At 64.6% G+C, this 15843-nt stretch carries 17 protein-coding genes; 11 read left to right on the top strand and 6 right to left on the bottom strand.

Annotated features, from left to right (window positions below; genetic code table 11):
* Positions 1-4 precede the first annotated feature (4 nt).
* The 3 genes from BUA26_RS14155 to BUA26_RS14145 are packed head-to-tail and all read left to right on the top strand — an operon-like array spanning position 5 to position 2635.
* Entirely contained in the window at positions 5-1159 is a 1155-nt protein-coding gene (locus BUA26_RS14155) for an MFS transporter (protein ID WP_072761625.1), read from the top strand.
* 44 nt (positions 1160-1203) lie between these two features.
* Positions 1204-1848 (top strand): HAD family hydrolase, encoded by a 645-nt coding sequence (locus BUA26_RS14150; protein WP_072761439.1) that lies wholly within the window; start codon positions 1204-1206, stop codon positions 1846-1848.
* A gap of 16 nt (positions 1849-1864) precedes the next feature.
* Complete coding sequence (locus BUA26_RS14145; protein ID WP_072761624.1) at positions 1865-2635, top strand: DeoR/GlpR family DNA-binding transcription regulator; 771 nt, start codon at positions 1865-1867, stop codon at positions 2633-2635.
* 92 nt (positions 2636-2727) lie between these two features.
* On the opposite strand, the gene BUA26_RS14140 is transcribed toward BUA26_RS14145, so the two are convergent.
* Positions 2728-3174 (bottom strand): DUF2147 domain-containing protein, encoded by a 447-nt coding sequence (locus BUA26_RS14140; RefSeq protein ID WP_072761438.1) that lies wholly within the window; start codon positions 3172-3174, stop codon positions 2728-2730.
* Positions 3175-3367: 193 nt separating this feature from the next.
* Here BUA26_RS14140 and apbC point away from each other — a divergent pair, with 193 nt between their 5' ends.
* The 4 genes from apbC (at position 3368) to BUA26_RS14120 (ending at position 6256) form a co-directional block, all read left to right on the top strand.
* Complete coding sequence (gene apbC / locus BUA26_RS14135) at positions 3368-4462, top strand: iron-sulfur cluster carrier protein ApbC (RefSeq protein WP_072761437.1); 1095 nt, start codon at positions 3368-3370, stop codon at positions 4460-4462.
* Positions 4459-5004, top strand: coding sequence for an NADPH-dependent FMN reductase (locus tag BUA26_RS14130; protein WP_072761436.1), 546 nt, complete (start codon positions 4459-4461; stop codon positions 5002-5004). Before apbC ends, BUA26_RS14130 begins: the two co-directional genes overlap by 4 nt.
* A gap of 90 nt (positions 5005-5094) precedes the next feature.
* Positions 5095-5661 carry a dCTP deaminase gene (gene dcd / locus BUA26_RS14125; RefSeq protein ID WP_072761435.1) on the top strand — a complete coding sequence of 189 codons (567 nt, stop codon included), beginning with the start codon at positions 5095-5097 and terminating at the stop codon, positions 5659-5661.
* Positions 5662-5758: 97 nt separating this feature from the next.
* Positions 5759-6256 (top strand): hypothetical protein, encoded by a 498-nt coding sequence (locus tag BUA26_RS14120; protein WP_072761434.1) that lies wholly within the window; start codon positions 5759-5761, stop codon positions 6254-6256.
* A 72-nt stretch (positions 6257-6328) separates the two neighbouring features.
* Here BUA26_RS14120 and BUA26_RS14115 read toward each other — a convergent pair whose 3' ends face one another.
* On the bottom strand, positions 6329-6748 hold the full coding sequence (locus BUA26_RS14115) for an HIT domain-containing protein (RefSeq protein ID WP_072761433.1): 420 nt from the start codon (positions 6746-6748) through the stop codon (positions 6329-6331).
* The gene (locus BUA26_RS14110) at positions 6745-7413 is read right to left on the bottom strand and encodes a dienelactone hydrolase family protein (RefSeq protein WP_072761432.1); all 669 of its coding nucleotides are present in this window, start codon (positions 7411-7413) and stop codon (positions 6745-6747) included. Before BUA26_RS14110 ends, BUA26_RS14115 begins: the two co-directional genes overlap by 4 nt.
* 107 nt (positions 7414-7520) lie before the next feature.
* On the opposite strand from BUA26_RS14110, the gene rimO reads away from it, so the two are divergent.
* From rimO to phnD, 3 genes are all read left to right on the top strand, one after another.
* Positions 7521-8840, top strand: coding sequence for a 30S ribosomal protein S12 methylthiotransferase RimO (rimO, locus tag BUA26_RS14105; protein ID WP_072761431.1), 1320 nt, complete (start codon positions 7521-7523; stop codon positions 8838-8840).
* 4 nt (positions 8841-8844) lie between these two features.
* The gene (locus tag BUA26_RS14100) at positions 8845-9654 is read left to right on the top strand and encodes a DUF3025 domain-containing protein (protein WP_072761623.1); all 810 of its coding nucleotides are present in this window, start codon (positions 8845-8847) and stop codon (positions 9652-9654) included.
* Positions 9655-9782: 128 nt separating this feature from the next.
* The gene (gene phnD, locus BUA26_RS14095) at positions 9783-10775 is read left to right on the top strand and encodes a phosphate/phosphite/phosphonate ABC transporter substrate-binding protein (RefSeq protein WP_072761622.1); all 993 of its coding nucleotides are present in this window, start codon (positions 9783-9785) and stop codon (positions 10773-10775) included.
* Positions 10776-10942: 167 nt separating this feature from the next.
* Here phnD and greB read toward each other — a convergent pair whose 3' ends face one another.
* Genes greB through BUA26_RS14080 form a run of 3 tightly spaced genes read right to left on the bottom strand, consistent with a single transcriptional unit; the run spans position 10943 to position 14217 of the window.
* On the bottom strand, positions 10943-11443 hold the full coding sequence (greB, locus tag BUA26_RS14090; RefSeq protein ID WP_072761430.1) for a transcription elongation factor GreB: 501 nt from the start codon (positions 11441-11443) through the stop codon (positions 10943-10945).
* Positions 11440-12690 (bottom strand): tetratricopeptide repeat protein, encoded by a 1251-nt coding sequence (locus BUA26_RS14085; RefSeq protein ID WP_072761429.1) that lies wholly within the window; start codon positions 12688-12690, stop codon positions 11440-11442. Before BUA26_RS14085 ends, greB begins: the two co-directional genes overlap by 4 nt.
* Before the next feature lie 12 nt (positions 12691-12702).
* Positions 12703-14217 carry a helicase HerA-like domain-containing protein gene (locus BUA26_RS14080; protein ID WP_072761428.1) on the bottom strand — a complete coding sequence of 505 codons (1515 nt, stop codon included), beginning with the start codon at positions 14215-14217 and terminating at the stop codon, positions 12703-12705.
* Between the two features lie 128 nt (positions 14218-14345).
* Between BUA26_RS14080 and BUA26_RS14075 the strand changes: the two genes are divergently transcribed.
* Entirely contained in the window at positions 14346-15836 is a 1491-nt protein-coding gene (locus BUA26_RS14075) for a lytic transglycosylase domain-containing protein (RefSeq protein ID WP_072761621.1), read from the top strand.
* Positions 15837-15843: the final 7 nt, after the last annotated feature.

The following is a 15843-nucleotide window of genomic DNA, read 5'->3' as shown; positions in this document are numbered from 1 at the left end:
CGTGTTGAGTGGATCCATCCCCGCGGGACGAGCGCAGCTCGGAGCAGCTACCCGCGCCACTCGGCTGATCTTCCTGACGTCCGGCATCGGCATGGCCAGCTGGGCGCCGATGGTGCCGTATGCCAAGGCCCGGCTGGGGTTGGACGATGCGGATCTCGGCCTGGTGCTGCTGGCCTTCGGTGGCGGTTCGATGGTGTCGATGCCGCTGGTCGGCTGGCTGACCCATCGCTACGGCAACCGCAAGGTGATCAGCGTGGCCGGGCTGATGCTGTGCGTGGCGATCCCGCTGCTGGCGATCGTGCCGAACGCGCCAGCGCTTGCCGCGGTACTGCTGTATTTCGGCGCGATGCTTGGCGCCGTGGATGTGGCGATGAACGCGCACGCGGTCGAGGTGGAGCGGCGCGACGGTCGCGCGCTGATGTCGGGCTTCCACGGCCTCTTCAGCATCGGCGGCCTCGCCGGTGCCGCCATCATGAGTACGCTGCTCGCGCTGGGTCTGACGCTGTGGGCAAGCGCGCTGGCCATCGCGCTGCTGCTGGCGCTGATCGTGCTCAGCCAGCGCAGCAGCCTGCTTCCCGGTGTGGACGATGCGGCCGAATGGTCGACGGTGTTCCGTCTGCCGCGCGGGCTGGTGTTGCTGCTCGGTGTGCTGTGCTTTGTCAGTTTCCTGGCCGAGGGTTCGATGCTCGACTGGAGCGCCGTGTTGCTGCGTGACTTTCGCGGCTTCTCCGCGGCATCCGCCGGCATCGGCTACGCGTGTTTCTCGGTGGCGATGGCAGCCGGCCGGCTCGCCGGCGACCGCGTGGTCGAGCGGCTGGGTCCGGTAAGCGCGGTACGCATTGGCGCCAGTACGGCGGCGATCGGGTTTCTGCTGGCGGCGATGGCGCCATGGCCGGCTGCTTCGCTGTCCGGTTTCGTATTGATCGGCCTGGGCGCATCGAACATCGTGCCGGTGATGTTCAGTGCGGCGGGCCGCCTGCCGGGCAATCCACCGGCGATTTCGATCGCCGCAGTGACCATGCTGGGCTACGCCGGCCTACTCAGTGGTCCGGCACTGATCGGTTTCATGGCCCATGCCAGCAACTTGCCGGTGGCGTTGGCCGTGGTCGCCGGCCTGTTGCTGCTGGTGGCCGGCTCTGCCCGGATCGTGCGGCGTTGAATGACCTACCCCATGAGGATGACGACGTGAGTGAACGTAGAACTATGCATGCGGTACCGGATACGGTGATCTTCGATCTCGGCGGCGTCCTGATCGACTGGAATCCGCGCTATCTGTATCGCCAGCTGTTCGATGACGAGCAGGCGATGGAGCGATTCCTGGCCGAGGTGTGCCATTCGCGGTGGAACGAGCAGCAGGACGCCGGACGTCCGTGGGACGAGGCGATCCGGCAGCTCAGCGCGGAGTTTCCCGAACACGCGGCGCGGATCGCCGCGTACCGCACGCGCTGGGACGAGATGCTGAGCGGCCCGATACACGACAGCGTGGCGATCCTCCACGAGCTGCGCGAGCGCGGCGTGCGCCTTTACGCATTGACCAACTGGTCGAATGAGACTTTTCCGCTCGCCTTCGAGCGCTACACGTTCCTGCATGTGTTCGAGGGCATCGTGGTGTCCGGAGCGGAGCGCATGATCAAGCCCGATCCGGCCATATTCCACGTGTTGCTGAATCGCTACGGGGTCGATCCGGAACGGGCCGTCTTTATCGACGATGCTCCGCGCAATGTGGATGCGGCGGCGAAGCTGGGCATGCATGCGCTGCACTTCCGCGATGCGGCGGCACTGCGCACGGAACTGGCCGCGCTGGGATTGCTGGACGCCGCATCGCCGGAGGAGCGCCAGCGTGGCTAAGGTGAATCCCGCCGAGATGCTGCCGCAGGAGCGGCAGCAATGGATACTCGACCGACTGCGCCAGAGCGGTCGTGTGGTGGCGGTGGAGTTGGCGACGGAATTTGCGGTGTCCGAGGATTCGGTCAGGCGCGACCTGCGCGAACTGGCCGCGCAAGGCTTGTGCAAGCGCGTTTACGGCGGCGCGTTGCCGTTGTCCGCCGTGGTTGCGCCGCTCAAGCAGCGGCGACAGGAGCATGCCGGTCGCAAGCTGGCGCTGGGACGCAAGGCGGCGACCCTGGTGCGGCAGGGTCAGGTCGTCTTGATCGATGCCGGCTCCACCAATGCAGCGATCGCCGCCGCCTTGCCGCGGGATTTCGGCCTGACCGTGATAACCAATGCGCCGGATATCGCACAGATACTGCTGGAACGCGAAGGCTTCGAGATACTGCTGATCGGCGGTCGGATCGACGCGCGAATCGGTGCAGCCGTCGGCGCGCAGGCCGTGCAGGAGATGCAGCGGGTACGTGCGGATATCTGTTTTCCCGGCGCTTGCGCGGTCGATGCGATCGGCGGGCTATGGGGTTTCGACAGCGAGGAAGTCTTGCTGAAGCGGGCGATGGTCGAGGCCAGCGGCGAGACCGTCGTCGTCGCCACCAGCGACAAGCTCGGTACGGTGGCGACGCACCGGGTGGCGGGTATCGACGAAGTGCAGCACCTGGTGGTCGAGCACGATGCCGGCCGTGCGCTGCGTGCGGCATTCGCGGCACGTGGCGTGAGCGTGCACCGGGCCGACACGGCAGCGGCGTGAGCCCAGCGGGCTTGTCCGCAGCCAATGAAAAACCCCATGCCGGTGCGTCGGCATGAGGTTTGGTGTGACACGAAAAAGCGGTTGAAGTGGCGTTACTCCTGCCGCTCCCACACCTGGCTGCGGCCTAGCAGGGCGAAACCGATGTAGCCGTGCACGTCGAGTTTCTGGCCACCGTCCGTGACAGTGAGCTTCACCTTGTAGGTCTTGCCATTGTGCGGGTCGAGAATCTTGCCGCCATCCCAGACGTCGTCATCCTTGGTGACTCCCCACATGATCGTCATGCCCTCGACGGGCTGGTTCTTGCGTGAGCCGTCGCACTTGCTGCAGAGCGGATGCGGGCCATCGTCGGACTGCAGCACCTGCAGCACCTTGGCCTGCAGCTCGCCGTTGGTCTCAGTGATCTGCACGATCGATTTCGGCTTGTGGGTGGTGTCGTCGATGGTTTTCCAGGTGCCGACCGGCGTGTCGTTGGCGGCGAGTGCCGCGCCGGCCGCCAGCACCAGGGCGGCAGCGATGGTGAGGCGAAAAACATGCTTCATGGTGTTCCTCCCGTACGAAAGCGTATGGATGCGAGACTGGCGAGGATGTACAAGGGCGTCAAGCTGCAATGCGCCATGCCGGGAATGGTTCGATACGTCCTGGCTGCGCGCCCAGCCAGTCACTGATCTGCGTCAGCTGGGTGGAGTCGGCGGGCTGGCATAATAAGCGACTCCGAAAACTATCCGAGCCGATATGACACAGGCGAACGAAGCCCTGGTCCGCCGCATTCTTGGCGACCTGATCGATACCCATACCGGCGCGCCGCTGGCTGAGACGGTGCGCGCGGTCGGCGTGGACGGGGCGAAGGTATCGGTGGACCTGCAACTGGGCTATCCGGCCGCCGGTGCGATCGGCAGCATGACTGTCCGTGTGCGCCAGGCGCTGGAAGCCGATCCGTCGATCGAATCGGCGGCCGTCTCGATCACCAGCCGCGTCCACGTGCACAAGGTGCAAGGCACCCTGGGGCCGTTGCCGAACGTGAAGAACATCATCGTGGTGGCGTCGGGCAAGGGGGGCGTGGGCAAGTCCACGGTGTCGGCGAATCTCGCGCTGGCGCTGCAGGCCGAAGGCGCCAAAGTCGGCGTGCTGGATGCCGACATCTATGGTCCCAGCCAACCGACCATGCTGGGTGTGCATGGCAAGCCGGCTTCGCCGGATGGCAAGAGCATCATCCCGATGCAGGCGCATGGCATGCCGGTGATGTCGATCGGCTTTCTGGTGGAAGCGGACACGCCGATGATCTGGCGTGGTCCGATGGTGACGCAGGCGATGATGCAACTGCTGACCGACACGCGCTGGGAACAACTGGACTATCTGATCGTCGACCTGCCGCCGGGCACCGGCGACATCCAGCTCACGCTGTCGCAGAAAGTGCCGGTAGCCGGCGCGGTGATCGTCACCACGCCGCAGGACATCGCGCTGCTGGATGCCCGCAAGGCGCTGAAGATGTTCGAGAAGGTCGAGGTGCCGGTACTCGGCGTGGTGGAGAACATGGCCACGCATATCTGCTCCCACTGCGGCCATGAGGAACATGTCTTCGGTGAAGGCGGTGGCCAGCGCATGTCGACGCAATACGGCGTGCCGTATCTGGGTTCGCTGCCGCTGGATATCCGCATCCGCGAGCAAGCCGACAGCGGCAACCCCACGGTGGTGGCGATGCCGGATTCCGAACTCGCCGCACGTTACCGCGAGATTGCCCGCAACACCGCCGGCCGGTTGTCGCGGCAGCCGCGCAACAAGTCGCTGGGGCTGGGCAAGATCGTGGTGCAGGGCGCGCCCGCGGCATGACGGCGACGACGCGCCGGGTGCTGTGCGTGTCCGGCAGTTTGCGCCGCGTGTCGTCGAACACCGCTGCGCTGGAAGCCGCGCAGCGGCTTGCGCCGGCAGTGCTGGAACTGGTGGGTTACGGCGAGCTTGGCGCACTGCCGCTGTTCAACCCGGACCATGACGTCGAACCGTTGCCGGCATCGGTGCTGGCCTTGCGCGAAGCCGTCGGCCGCGCCGATGCGTTGCTGATCGCCTGTCCCGAATATGCGCACGGCGTACCTGGCGCGTTCAAGAATCTGCTCGATTGGCTGGTCGGCAGCCTGGAGTTTCCGGGCAAGCCGGTGTTGCTGCTGAATACTGCTGCGCGCGGCTCATACCACGCGCAGGAAGCGCTGGATGAAATCCTGCGCACCATGTCCGCACAATTGCTGACGACGCACCCATGCATGGTGTCGCTGCCGGGCGCGGGCTGCACGATGGAGCAGGTGCTGGCCAGCGCGGACCGTTGCGCGGAATTGCGTGCGGCGCTGGATATCCTGGTCGAGGCCTTGCCCGTCGCATGAACCTGCCGGCTGGCGTGGTGACGGCCTGACCATGTACTTTTGCGGTTTTGCGCCCGGGTCGACCGGGCGTCGCTACCGGACGGAGTCAGTGTGAGCATCAAATCCGACAAGTGGATACGTCGCATGGCCGAGAGCCACGGCATGATCGAGCCGTTCGAGGCTGGGCAGGTCAAATTGCGCGACGGCCAGAAACTGGTGTCTTACGGCACCTCCAGCTACGGCTACGACGTGCGTTGCGCACGCGAGTTCAAGATCTTCACCAACATCAATTCCACCATCGTCGACCCGAAGGCATTCGATCCGACCAGCTTCGTCGACGTGGAGGCGGACGTCTGCATCATTCCTCCCAATTCGTTCGCGCTGGCCCGCACGGTCGAGTACTTCCGGATTCCGCGCCAGGTGCTCACGATCTGCCTGGGCAAAAGTACTTACGCGCGCTGCGGCATCATCGTCAACGTGACGCCGCTGGAGCCGGAGTGGGAGGGCCACGTGACGCTGGAGTTCTCCAACACCACGCCGCTGCCCGCAAAAATCTACGCCAACGAAGGGGTGGCGCAGATGTTGTTCCTCGAATCTGACGAGGAATGCGAGACCAGCTACAAGGATCGGGGCGGCAAATACCAGGGCCAGCAGGGCGTGACCCTGCCGCGTACCTGAGCGCGCGCCTGAACGGCGCATTTCCGCGGCGCGGCGATTGCCGCGGCCCGGCGTTACACTTCAACTGATTCAACCGAATGATTGCCAGGAGATCCGCATGATCCGTTTTTCCACACTGCTGACGCGCGCCACGGCCGCGCTCATCCTGGGCAGCCTGCTCGTACTCGCCGGCTGCCATCGCGGCAGCACCAAGGGCGAAGTCAGTACGGCCGCGGCGCAGGGCCGGTTCGATACCACCATCAAGGCTTACAAGAGCGGCCAGTTCCTGGTCGACGGCGCCGTGCTTTCGGCGCTGGATACCGGCAGCCATTTCGCCTACCTGAAGGATCAGGGACAACTGCCGAAGACCGTACTGCTCGAGCGCAGCGACGACTCGAAGATCCGCAAGGATCACCTGCAGTACATGGCGCGAATGGAGCTCGATTATGGTTTCGCGGTGTACTACGACGACGATGGCACCTTGAAGCGGATCAACCCGATGGAAACCAAGGCGCGCCGTCTCGAGGATTACCATGCGCCAGCCGCGTTGCCCGATGAAATGAAGGGCAAATCAGCCAGCAGCAGCCCGATGGACCAGCAGGAACAGCAGCACTGATACCGTCTCGCGGAGCATGAACGACGACGCCCACGTAGCCCTACGTGGGCGTCGTCGTTTATGCCGTTCGTTTCACGCTGCGGACAGTGCGTTGCGCAGGTGTTCTAGCAGCGCCTCACGTGCGATCGGCTCGTACGGGACAGCCTTGCCGTGGCCCCATACCGGACCCGGCCATGCGGCGTCTCCGTGATTTCGCGCTACCACGTGGACATGCAGTTGCCGCACGATGATGCCGAGCGCGCCGATATTGAGTTTCTCGCATGGCGAGGTCGAACGAAGCGCCGAGGAGGAATGGTTTACCTCCTGCCATAGCAACGTCTGGTCCACGTCTGACAGGTCTGCGATCTCGACCATGCCGGCACGGCGCGGCACCAGGATCAGCCATGGATAGCGTGCATCGTTCATCAGCCGTACGTCGCACAACGGCAGCGAGGCGACCGGGCAGGTATCGGCCGCCAGCCGGGGATCCAGCGCGAAACCGGCGCCACTCATGCGCTGGCCAGGTGCTTTTCGAAGAACGCCAGCGTGCGCTGCATGGCCAAACGGGCACTGGCTTCATCGTATTGCGCGCCGACATCGCGGTTGAAGGCGTGATCGGCCGGGTAGGTGAAAGTCTCCATCTGCGGCAGCGCCTCGCGATGCGCAGCCACCATTTCCGGTGTGATGCTCTTGTCCTTCTCGCCGAAATGGAACATCACCGGCGCCTTCGGCATCTCATGCAGGAAGGGCAGGTTGCGCGCACCGTAATAGCTCACTGACGGCAGGCCCAGCCGCAACGCGGACAGCAGCGCCACCGTGCCGCCCCAGCAGTAGCCGACCGTACCGATCTTTCCCGCAGACGCGATGGCCTCGGCCGCGCTGGCGACATCTTCCAGGGCACGATCCAGCCCCAGTTCGGTGGCCAGCTGCTTGCCCCTGGCGTAACCGCCGCTGTCGTAATCCAGCTCTACGCCGGTTTCCAGGTGGTCGAAGAACGCCGGTGCGATCGCGGTGTAGCCATGCTCGGCAAAGCGATCGGCGACGCAGCGCATGTGTGCGTTGACGCCGAAGATCTCCTGGATCACCACGATGCCGCCTTTCGGCTTGCCCTCGGGTTGAGCCAGATACGCGCCGATGCACTGGGTGCGGGTGGTGGGTAGGTTGATCTGCTCGCCCATATGGGTTTCCGCCTGGTTGAGGGGGTCAAGCTTAACGGGCCGGTGAGTTGGCCGGCGCTGACGTATAATCGCCTGTTTCCCCGCACGTTTTACGGTAACCCAAGCCCATGTCACAGGCCGCACACAAGATCGGTTTCGTCAGCCTCGGCTGCCCCAAGGCGCTGGTCGATTCCGAACGCATCCTGACCCAGCTGAAGGTCGAGGGTTACCAGATCGTGCCCAGCTACGGCGAGGCGGATGCGGTGGTGGTGAACACCTGCGGCTTCATCGACGCGGCCGTGCAGGAATCGCTGGATTCGATCGGCACGGCCCTGCACGAGAACGGCAAGGTCATTGTCACCGGCTGCCTCGGCAAGCGCGAGGGGCTGATCCGCGAAGCGTATCCGGATGTGCTGTCGATCAGCGGGCCGCAGGACTACGTCAGCGTGATGAATGCGGTGCATACCGCATTGCCGCCGCAGCGCAATCGCTTTCTCGACATCGTGCCGGACACCGGAGTGAAGCTCACTCCGAAGCATTACGCGTATCTGAAGATTTCCGAAGGCTGCAACCATCGCTGCAGCTTCTGCATCATCCCGTCGATGCGCGGCAACCTGGTCTCGCGGCCAGTCGACGAGGTATTGCTGGAAGCCGAGCGCCTGGTCAAAGGCGGCGTCAAGGAACTGCTGGTGATTTCGCAGGACACCAGCGCGTATGGCGTCGACCTGAAATACGCCGAGCGCGAGTGGCACAGCAAGTCGTACCGCACGCGCATGACCGAACTCTGCGAAGGCCTCTCCGAGTTGGGCGTGTGGACGCGGCTGCACTACGTCTATCCGTACCCGCACGTGGACGAGGTGATGCCGCTGATGGCCGCGGGCAAACTGTTGCCGTACCTGGACATCCCGTTCCAGCACGCCAGCCCGCGCATTCTCAAGCTGATGAAGCGGCCCGGCAATATCGACAAGACGCTGGAGCGCATCCAGAACTGGCGCAAGCTCGTGCCGGATCTGACCATCCGCAGCACCTTCATCGTGGGTTTTCCCGGCGAGACCGACGCCGAGTTCGAGGAACTGCTGGATTTCCTGCGCGAGGCCAAGCTCGATCGCGTCGGCGCGTTTGCGTATTCGGCGGTCGACGGCGCCAAGGCGAACGAGCTGCCCGATCCGGTTCCGGAGGAATTGAAAGAGGACCGGCTCGAACAGTTCATGGCGGTGCAGGCGGAAATTTCCGCCGCCAAGTTGCAGCACAAGATCGGCCGCACCATCAAGGTGCTGGTCGATGAGGCCGGTGCCGATGGTGCGGTCGCGCGATCGGCAGCCGACGCGCCGGAGATCGACGGCACGGTGTTGATCGCCGATGGCCAGAAGCTCAAACCCGGTCAATTCGTCGACGTTGTGGTCGAGGGTGCCAGCGAACACGACCTGCACGCGCGCCTCGCCGGCTGAGCGCATGCGCTACCACGCGCCGTCGCGCGAGGCCGTCGATCCTGCGGTATTCGATCGGATGCCGTTGACGGCGTGGCGCGAATATGCCGCGCTGCTCGGAGGCGCCGCATGGCCGTCCATCGAGGAACTCAACCATCACCTGCCTGCGGGCATGATGCAGCGCTTCGTAGCGCAGACACCGGCCCTGCTGGCCGATGGCCTGCATTACGAACAGCGCATCGCCGAGCGTGGTGAGATCGCCACCCGCGAAGGCAACTGGCACGACTTGCTCAATGCGCTGGTATGGCTGCGCTACCCCGCGCTGAAACAGCTATTGAACCAGCGGCAGATGGCCGAGATCGCCCGCATGGGGCCGAAACTTCGTTCACGGGCCCAATATGCGATGACCCACTTCGACGAGGGCGGTGTCATCGTCGAAGTGCGCGATCCTGAGCTGCTGGCGTTGTGGGACGCCCACGACTGGCATGGCCTGCTCTGGTGCCACCGGCAGGCTTGGCTGGACGGTTCGATTCGGCTGGAACTGTTCGGGCATGCGCTGCTGGAGCATGCGTTGAGTCCGGACAAGTTGCTGGTGGGCAAGGCGCTGGTCTTCGCGTCGGCCGGCCATGTCAGGCCAGTGTCCGCCCGTTGTGTCGAGGCGATGCTGTCGGGCCGCTTGCTGCAGGATCCGCAGGAATTGCGGCCATTGCCGCTGTCGGGGATTCCGGGCTGGCACGCCGACAATGCGGAAGAGGCGTTTCATCGCAGCACCGTCTGCTACCAGCCGCGCCGCGCCGGTCGCGAATATCCGCCCGTTTTCCCGCAACCCGGCTGAACGCCGGGGTCGCGGCTTGCCCCGATCCGTGTTCACGGCTATATACAGGGGATGGGGGCAGGTCAGGGGCAGAGGCATTGAACATCGCAATATCTTGGCGGCGCTCCGGGTTGGGCAACGGTTTTCCGATGCGCATCGTTGTGTGGTTGCTGATGCTGGGTTTGCTGCTGGGCGCAGGCCATGCGTCGGCAACCGATGTGAGCGCGGCGCCGATCCGTTTCGGCATCCTCCCCATCGGCAGTGCCGCCGAGTCGCTGGAACAGTGGCGACCGCTGCTCGATGATCTGCACAAACGGCTGGACCGTCCGGTGACCACGGTGTCGGTGGGCAGTTACGCAGGGCTCTCCGACGCGATCGGTGCGCAGCAGGTAGATATCGCGTTTCTTTCCGGCAAACTGGCCGTCGAGGCAGTGACACATCAGCATATGCAGGTATTCGCCCAGTTCGTGCGCAGCGATGGCGCCAAGGGCAATGTCGCGATGCTGGTAGTGCGCGCAGACAGCGGTATCCGCAGTCTCGAGGATATGCTGGCCAAGCCCGGCAACTGGCGTTATGCCCGCAGCGAGCATCTGTCGGTGACCGGCTACACCTCGCCGGAGGCTTACGTGTTTGCGCCGCACGGCCTCAACTCCGACACATTCTTTGCCAGCGTGCGGGTCGGTGATCACCAGAGCAACCTGCTGGCCGTGGTCAATCGCGAAGTGGATGTGGCCAGCAGCAATAATCCGGACATGGACTTGTTCCGGCACAACTTTCCGCAGGAGGCCGCCCAGCTCAAGGTGATCTGGCGCTCGTCGCTGATTCCGTCCGGCGTGCTGGTGCTGCGCGAGGGGTTGCCCGAATCGCTGCGCCGGCAGTTGACCGACTTTCTTCTCGGCTACGGCAAGGGCAGTGGCGAAACCGGCGCGCACGAGCGCGCCAATCTGGCGCGCATTCCCGATCTCGGCGGGTTCGCGTCCGAGAACAACCACGTGCTGCAACCGTTCGTCGACATGCAGTACACGCTGTTGCGGCAACAGGCCGAGCACGGCCAGTGGGTCAGCCAGCAGGCGCAGCAAGCGAAGCTGACGCAGATCGAAAAAGATTATCAGCGCGCGTCGCAGCCGCTGGCGTCGCACTAGGGATGGTCTGATCGACCTCGGTTTTCGTCATTCCCGCAAGAGCGGGGGCTCTCAACAGCCGAAGGGCTGGTCATCCTGTGTCTTTCGCGTCACTCGGTGATGCACTAAGGCGCTAGCTCTCGGATATCGCTTCGCGATTCCGGGATGACGGGAAAATCAGGCTTCCCCTAGTCGTAATCCACTGCCAGCAACGCAAACTCCGCGGGGCCGCCCGGCAGTTCGGCGAGAAACTCGTCATCGACGCGCTTCTTCAAGACGGCGCGGGCCAGTGGTGAATCGATGCTGATCCAGCCCAGCCTGGCGTCAGTTTCGTCGGGACCGACGATGCGGTAACGGAGGATCTCCCCAGTGTCGGCGTTCTCCAGCTCGATGCGGGCACCGAAGAACACCATGCCGCGATCGCTCGGAGCACCTTCAGCCACCTTGAGCGAGGGAATCCGCTTGCTCAGATAGCGGGCGCGGCGATCGATCTCACCCAACTGTTTCTTGCGATAGATGTATTCGGCGTTTTCCGAGCGATCGCCTTCAGCCGCGGCGGCCGCGAGCGCCTTCACCACTTCCGGGCGCAAGACATGCCACAGGTGGTCGAGTTCGGCCTTGAGCCGCTCGAAACCCTCGCGGGTGATGATCGCGGTCGAGCCGGGTGAAGGTGGGCGCCAGCGGCTCATGCTGTACCGGCCAGCTGTCGTCGTTGTGCATCGATCTCGGCGCGCAGTGGATGTTCGGGCCACGCTGCCGCGAGCCGATCCAGCAGCGCCGTCGCTTCGGCGTGCTGGTCGGCGTGTTCGGCGAGCTGGCGAACGGCCAGCAAGCCGTAATGCGGCGCCTGCGGATCGCGCGGCCAGTACGCGAGAAATCCGTTGCACAGGTGCAGCGCGATCCGCTTCATGCCCAGCCGCGCGGCCAGATCGGCCAGCTCGCCGCAGGTTCGCGGATCGTCGGGGACGAAACCGGCATCGATACCGCAACATTCCTGCAGCAGGCCCAGCGCCCGACGCGATTCGCCTTGCGCCATCAGCGCGGCGATCCAGATTTGACCGTGTACCAGCAGCCCATCGCGCAGGTTCTGCTGCTGCAGCAACCGACGATAAGCCAGGTGCAGCGATGCCGGCGCAACTCGATCCTGCATCCGGGCGACTAGCAGCGTAGTGGCGGCGGCTGGATCGGTAGGGGCGAGTGCATCGACCTCCGCCAGCAATATTTCGTCGGCGTCCTGTCCGCCGGCCCTGGCCAGCTTTGGCGCTTCAGGCTCCAGTCCGAAGCGTTCGTGGCGCTGGTGGATCAACACGCCCATCAGGTGAAACGCGAGCACGATGAGGTAGGTATAAGCGAAGGCAAACAGCGGCAATGCCAGCAGCCGTGGCAGCAGTGCCGTGCCGATCGAAGCGAGAACGATCAGCACACCGAGCAGCAGGTTGATCGCCACGGGTATCAGATAGGCTGCACCGAAGCTGCCGATGACGCGGCCCCAGTTCAACGGGTTGAGCGCCAGCGCCAGATTGCCGTCGAACGCCAGCGACATATCGATCGCCGGCAGCGCCAGCGCGGACAGGATCAACACCGGCAACAGCAGATGCGGGAAGAACACGATGGCGATCACGCAGACAGCGACAACCAGCAGATGAATCGCGGTCAGTCCCCAGCCGCTGGAATCGTTGCCATCGCTGCCGACATCGGGCGGATCGGCATAGCCGTTCGCGGTATGCAGCAGGCAGTCGGCGGCATAACGCCAGGTTGCGGCCCACACCAGCGCGCTACCTATCGCACCGATGTACGACGGCAACAAACCGACATAGTGCAGCAGCGCCATGACCACACAAGTGGGCAGCGCCGCGCCACGCAGCGGGTAGACGAAGCCCGCCTGCAGGCGTTCCCCGAACGGGGTGTCGGGGGCAACGGTTTCGACGCGCGGCATGCTATCGCGCGCTCAACGCTTGCCGCCGAAGATGCCACCGAGCACGCCGCGCAGGATCTGCCGGCCGAGCTGACTGCCGGCGGTGCGCACCATCTGCTTGCCCATGGTTTCGATCATGCCCTGACGGCGTTTGGTGCCGAGCAGCGCATCGCGCACGGCGCCGCCCCACGACGAACCAGCCGCGGGATAGTCGGCGGCAGGTTTACCAGGTGTGCCGGCGGCTACCGTGTCGGGATCGGCAGCCTTGTCGCTGGCGCGCCTGGCCAGCATCTCGGCAGCGGATTCGCGATTGATGGTGGTGTCGTACTTCGTGCCGATCGGCGAGCGCTGGCGAACGATGGCGCGCTCGGCGTCGGTGATCGCGCCGATGCGGCAGCACGGCGTGGTCACCAGCACTTGTTCGACCGGCGTGGGCACGCCGCCGTTGGCCAGCGTCGAGGCCAGTGCCTCGCCGACGGCAAGCTTGGTGATCGCTTCGGCGACATCGAGCTTCGGGTTGGCGACAAAGGTTTCCGCGGCGGCCCTGACCGCTTTCTGGTCCCGTGGAGTGAACGCGCGCAAGGCATGCTGGATGCGGTTGCCGAGCTGGCCCAGGATCACGCCAGGCACGTCGTCCGGATTCTGCGAGCAGAAATACACGCCGACGCCCTTGGAGCGGATCAGCCGCACCACCTGTTCGACCCGTTGCTGCAGCGCCGGCGAAGCATCGTCGAACAGCAGGTGCGCCTCGTCGAAGAAGAACACCATTTTCGGCTGCTCCAGATCGCCCACTTCCGGCAATTGCTCGAACAGCTCGGACAGCAGCCACAGCAGGAACGTGGAATACAGCCGCGGCTTCAGGATCAGCTGGTCGGCAGCCAGCACGTTGATGATGCCGCGCCCGCTCATGTCCTGGCGCATCAGGTCGGACAGCTCCAGTGCCGGCTCGCCGAAGAACTGGTCGGCGCCGTCGTTTTCGAGTTTCAGGATCGCGCGCTGGATCGCTGCGATGCTCTGCGTGCTGATTAGGCCATAGCGGGTCGAGATGGCCTTGGCATTGTCGGCGGCATAGGTGAGCAGGGCGCGCAGATCAGCCAAGTCCAGCAGCAGCCAGCCCTGGTCGTCGGCGGCCTTGAAGATCACCTCGAGCACACCTGCCTGGGTATCGTTCAATTCCAGCACGCGGCCGAGCAGGGTCGGCCCCATCTCGCTGATGGTGGCGCGCACCGGATGGCCGAGCTTGCCGTAGATGTCCCAGAACACCACCGGGTTGGCCAGCGGCTTCCAGTCGGTCAGCTTGAGCTTGTCCAGCCGCGCCTTGAGTTTGTCGCCGGCGTCGGCGGCAGCCATCGACAGGCCGGCCAGATCGCCTTTCGCATCGGCCAGGAAGCACGGCACGCCAAGCCGGGAGAAACCTTCCGCCAGCACCATCAGCGAGACGGATTTGCCGGTACCGGTGGCGCCGGCGATCATGCCATGGCGATTGCCGTAACGAGGGTCGAGGCTGACGCTGGCGCTGTCGTTGCGGCCGATCAAGATGTCCGTCATGAGGTTGCGTCCATGGGTGATCGCACGATTGTAGCCAACACGGTGATGCTGTCGCGTGGCCGTGTGGCTGCGTTGAGTCGGAACGCAACGCCAGCTATGGTGGGCGCTTTCCACGGGTGAAGTTTCTGATGTCGTCGTGTTCCGTCTCCAGTTCCATGCGTCTGGCCGCCCTTGCCGTGGTGTTCGGCCTGCTCGGGGGCTGCGCCAGTACCGGCGGCAGCAAGCCGTCGGTCCAGGTCAATGAGCTCTACGGTCAGCTCGATCAGGCCAGCAAGGGTTACGAGACCGCGTTGCAGCAGTCGCGCGAAGGCAATCAAGAGGCTTCGCAGCTGACGTTGACACAGTCGCTTGACCGCTTGAAGGAGGCGTCGGCGCGTTGCGGCATTACGGCCGGCTGCGATCCGCAGCGGTTCTTCTCGGTGTTCGACCGCCTGTTGCGGCTGAAGGACGGCGATTTCAGCGGCGATCAGGATCTGGACAGCGACGTCGCGCCGTCGCAGGCGGCGTTGGCGGCCGGCAAGGCCGGCGTGGCCAGCTTGCCGCAGGCGCAGCGCAGCGTGACCTTGCTGCATGGACAGAAGCTGTCCGAACTGATCGCGATGAACGGACCGGTGAAGGCGGCGCTGGAGATGTGGTTGACCCAGTGGCGCCCGCAGTTGATGGACGCATGGATCAACTACCAATACCTGCGCTACCAGATGTGGCCGCAATACGAAAAGGCGGATCTGCCCGAAGCCTTGCTGTTCGGCATCATGGCGAAGGAGTCCGGCGGCAAGGTACATGCCGTCTCGCGTTCGGGCGCGGCCGGGCCGCTGCAGTTCATGTACGCCACCGGCATGCGCTTTGGCCTGGGTACCGACAGCGGTTTCGACATGCGCTTCGATCCGGCGGCGTCGGCGCGGGCGAATGCCGAATACATCAACGAGCAGCTGCGGATCTTCAACAACAATCTCGAGCTCACCATCGGCGCCTACAACGGCGGTGAGGGGCGCATGCGGCGCGCCGTGGGCGACGACACCTCGGTGAGCTTCTACGACCCGCGCCTCTACAACCAGCTATCGCAGGAAACCCGCGACTACGTGCCGTCCGTGCTCGCCGCGGCGTGGCTGTTCCTGCATCCGGACAGCTACAACCTGCGCTTCCCGAAGATCGATGGCGCTCCCGGCACGGTCATCCTGAAGCGGCCCGCCTCGCTGTCCGAATTGACGGTATGCCTGGGCTCGGCCGGTGGCATGAACGAGGGCTGGTTCCGCACCTTGCGCAACCTCAATCCCAGGCTGGACCCGCAGGTGACTCAGCCGGCAGGTACCTCATTGCAGTTGCCCAAGCCCTTGGAGCAGGCATACGCGGCGCGCTGTGTCGATGGCCCATGGCCGATTCTTGCCGGCGATCTGCATCATGCCGTGGTACCGGTCGTGCCGCCCGTGGTGGAGGCTCCGGCAGCGAGTGCGCCCGTGGTGCGGGGAACCAGCCATTACAGGGTTCGCCGGGGCGACACGCTGATCAGCATCGTGCGCGACCTGCATTGCTCGAGTGTGCAGGAAGTGAGCGAGATGAACGGGCTCAAGCACCATCATCTCGCTATCGGAAAGACGCTGAAGTTGCCCGTCTGTCGCTGAATCGAGC

The organism is Rhodanobacter sp. OK091 (assembly GCF_900142825.1).
Taxonomy (GTDB): domain Bacteria; phylum Pseudomonadota; class Gammaproteobacteria; order Xanthomonadales; family Rhodanobacteraceae; genus Rhodanobacter.
This window is presented reverse-complemented; position numbering and strand designations above follow the sequence as displayed.

Coding starts and splice junctions, on each gene's coding strand:
- BUA26_RS14150 (WP_072761439.1), top strand. CDS start 1,204: ATGCATGCGGTACCGGATACGGTGATCTTCGATCTCGGCGGCGTCCTG.
- BUA26_RS14145 (WP_072761624.1), top strand. CDS start 1,865: ATGCTGCCGCAGGAGCGGCAGCAATGGATACTCGACCGACTGCGCCAG.
- BUA26_RS14140 (WP_072761438.1), bottom strand. CDS start 3,174: ATGAAGCATGTTTTTCGCCTCACCATCGCTGCCGCCCTGGTGCTGGCG.
- apbC (WP_072761437.1), top strand. CDS start 3,368: ATGACACAGGCGAACGAAGCCCTGGTCCGCCGCATTCTTGGCGACCTG.
- BUA26_RS14130 (WP_072761436.1), top strand. CDS start 4,459: ATGACGGCGACGACGCGCCGGGTGCTGTGCGTGTCCGGCAGTTTGCGC.
- BUA26_RS14120 (WP_072761434.1), top strand. CDS start 5,759: ATGATCCGTTTTTCCACACTGCTGACGCGCGCCACGGCCGCGCTCATC.
- BUA26_RS14115 (WP_072761433.1), bottom strand. CDS start 6,748: ATGAGTGGCGCCGGTTTCGCGCTGGATCCCCGGCTGGCGGCCGATACC.
- BUA26_RS14110 (WP_072761432.1), bottom strand. CDS start 7,413: ATGGGCGAGCAGATCAACCTACCCACCACCCGCACCCAGTGCATCGGC.
- rimO (WP_072761431.1), top strand. CDS start 7,521: ATGTCACAGGCCGCACACAAGATCGGTTTCGTCAGCCTCGGCTGCCCC.
- BUA26_RS14100 (WP_072761623.1), top strand. CDS start 8,845: ATGCGCTACCACGCGCCGTCGCGCGAGGCCGTCGATCCTGCGGTATTC.
- phnD (WP_072761622.1), top strand. CDS start 9,783: ATGCGCATCGTTGTGTGGTTGCTGATGCTGGGTTTGCTGCTGGGCGCA.
- greB (WP_072761430.1), bottom strand. CDS start 11,443: ATGAGCCGCTGGCGCCCACCTTCACCCGGCTCGACCGCGATCATCACC.
- BUA26_RS14085 (WP_072761429.1), bottom strand. CDS start 12,690: ATGCCGCGCGTCGAAACCGTTGCCCCCGACACCCCGTTCGGGGAACGC.
- BUA26_RS14080 (WP_072761428.1), bottom strand. CDS start 14,217: ATGACGGACATCTTGATCGGCCGCAACGACAGCGCCAGCGTCAGCCTC.
- BUA26_RS14075 (WP_072761621.1), top strand. CDS start 14,346: ATGTCGTCGTGTTCCGTCTCCAGTTCCATGCGTCTGGCCGCCCTTGCC.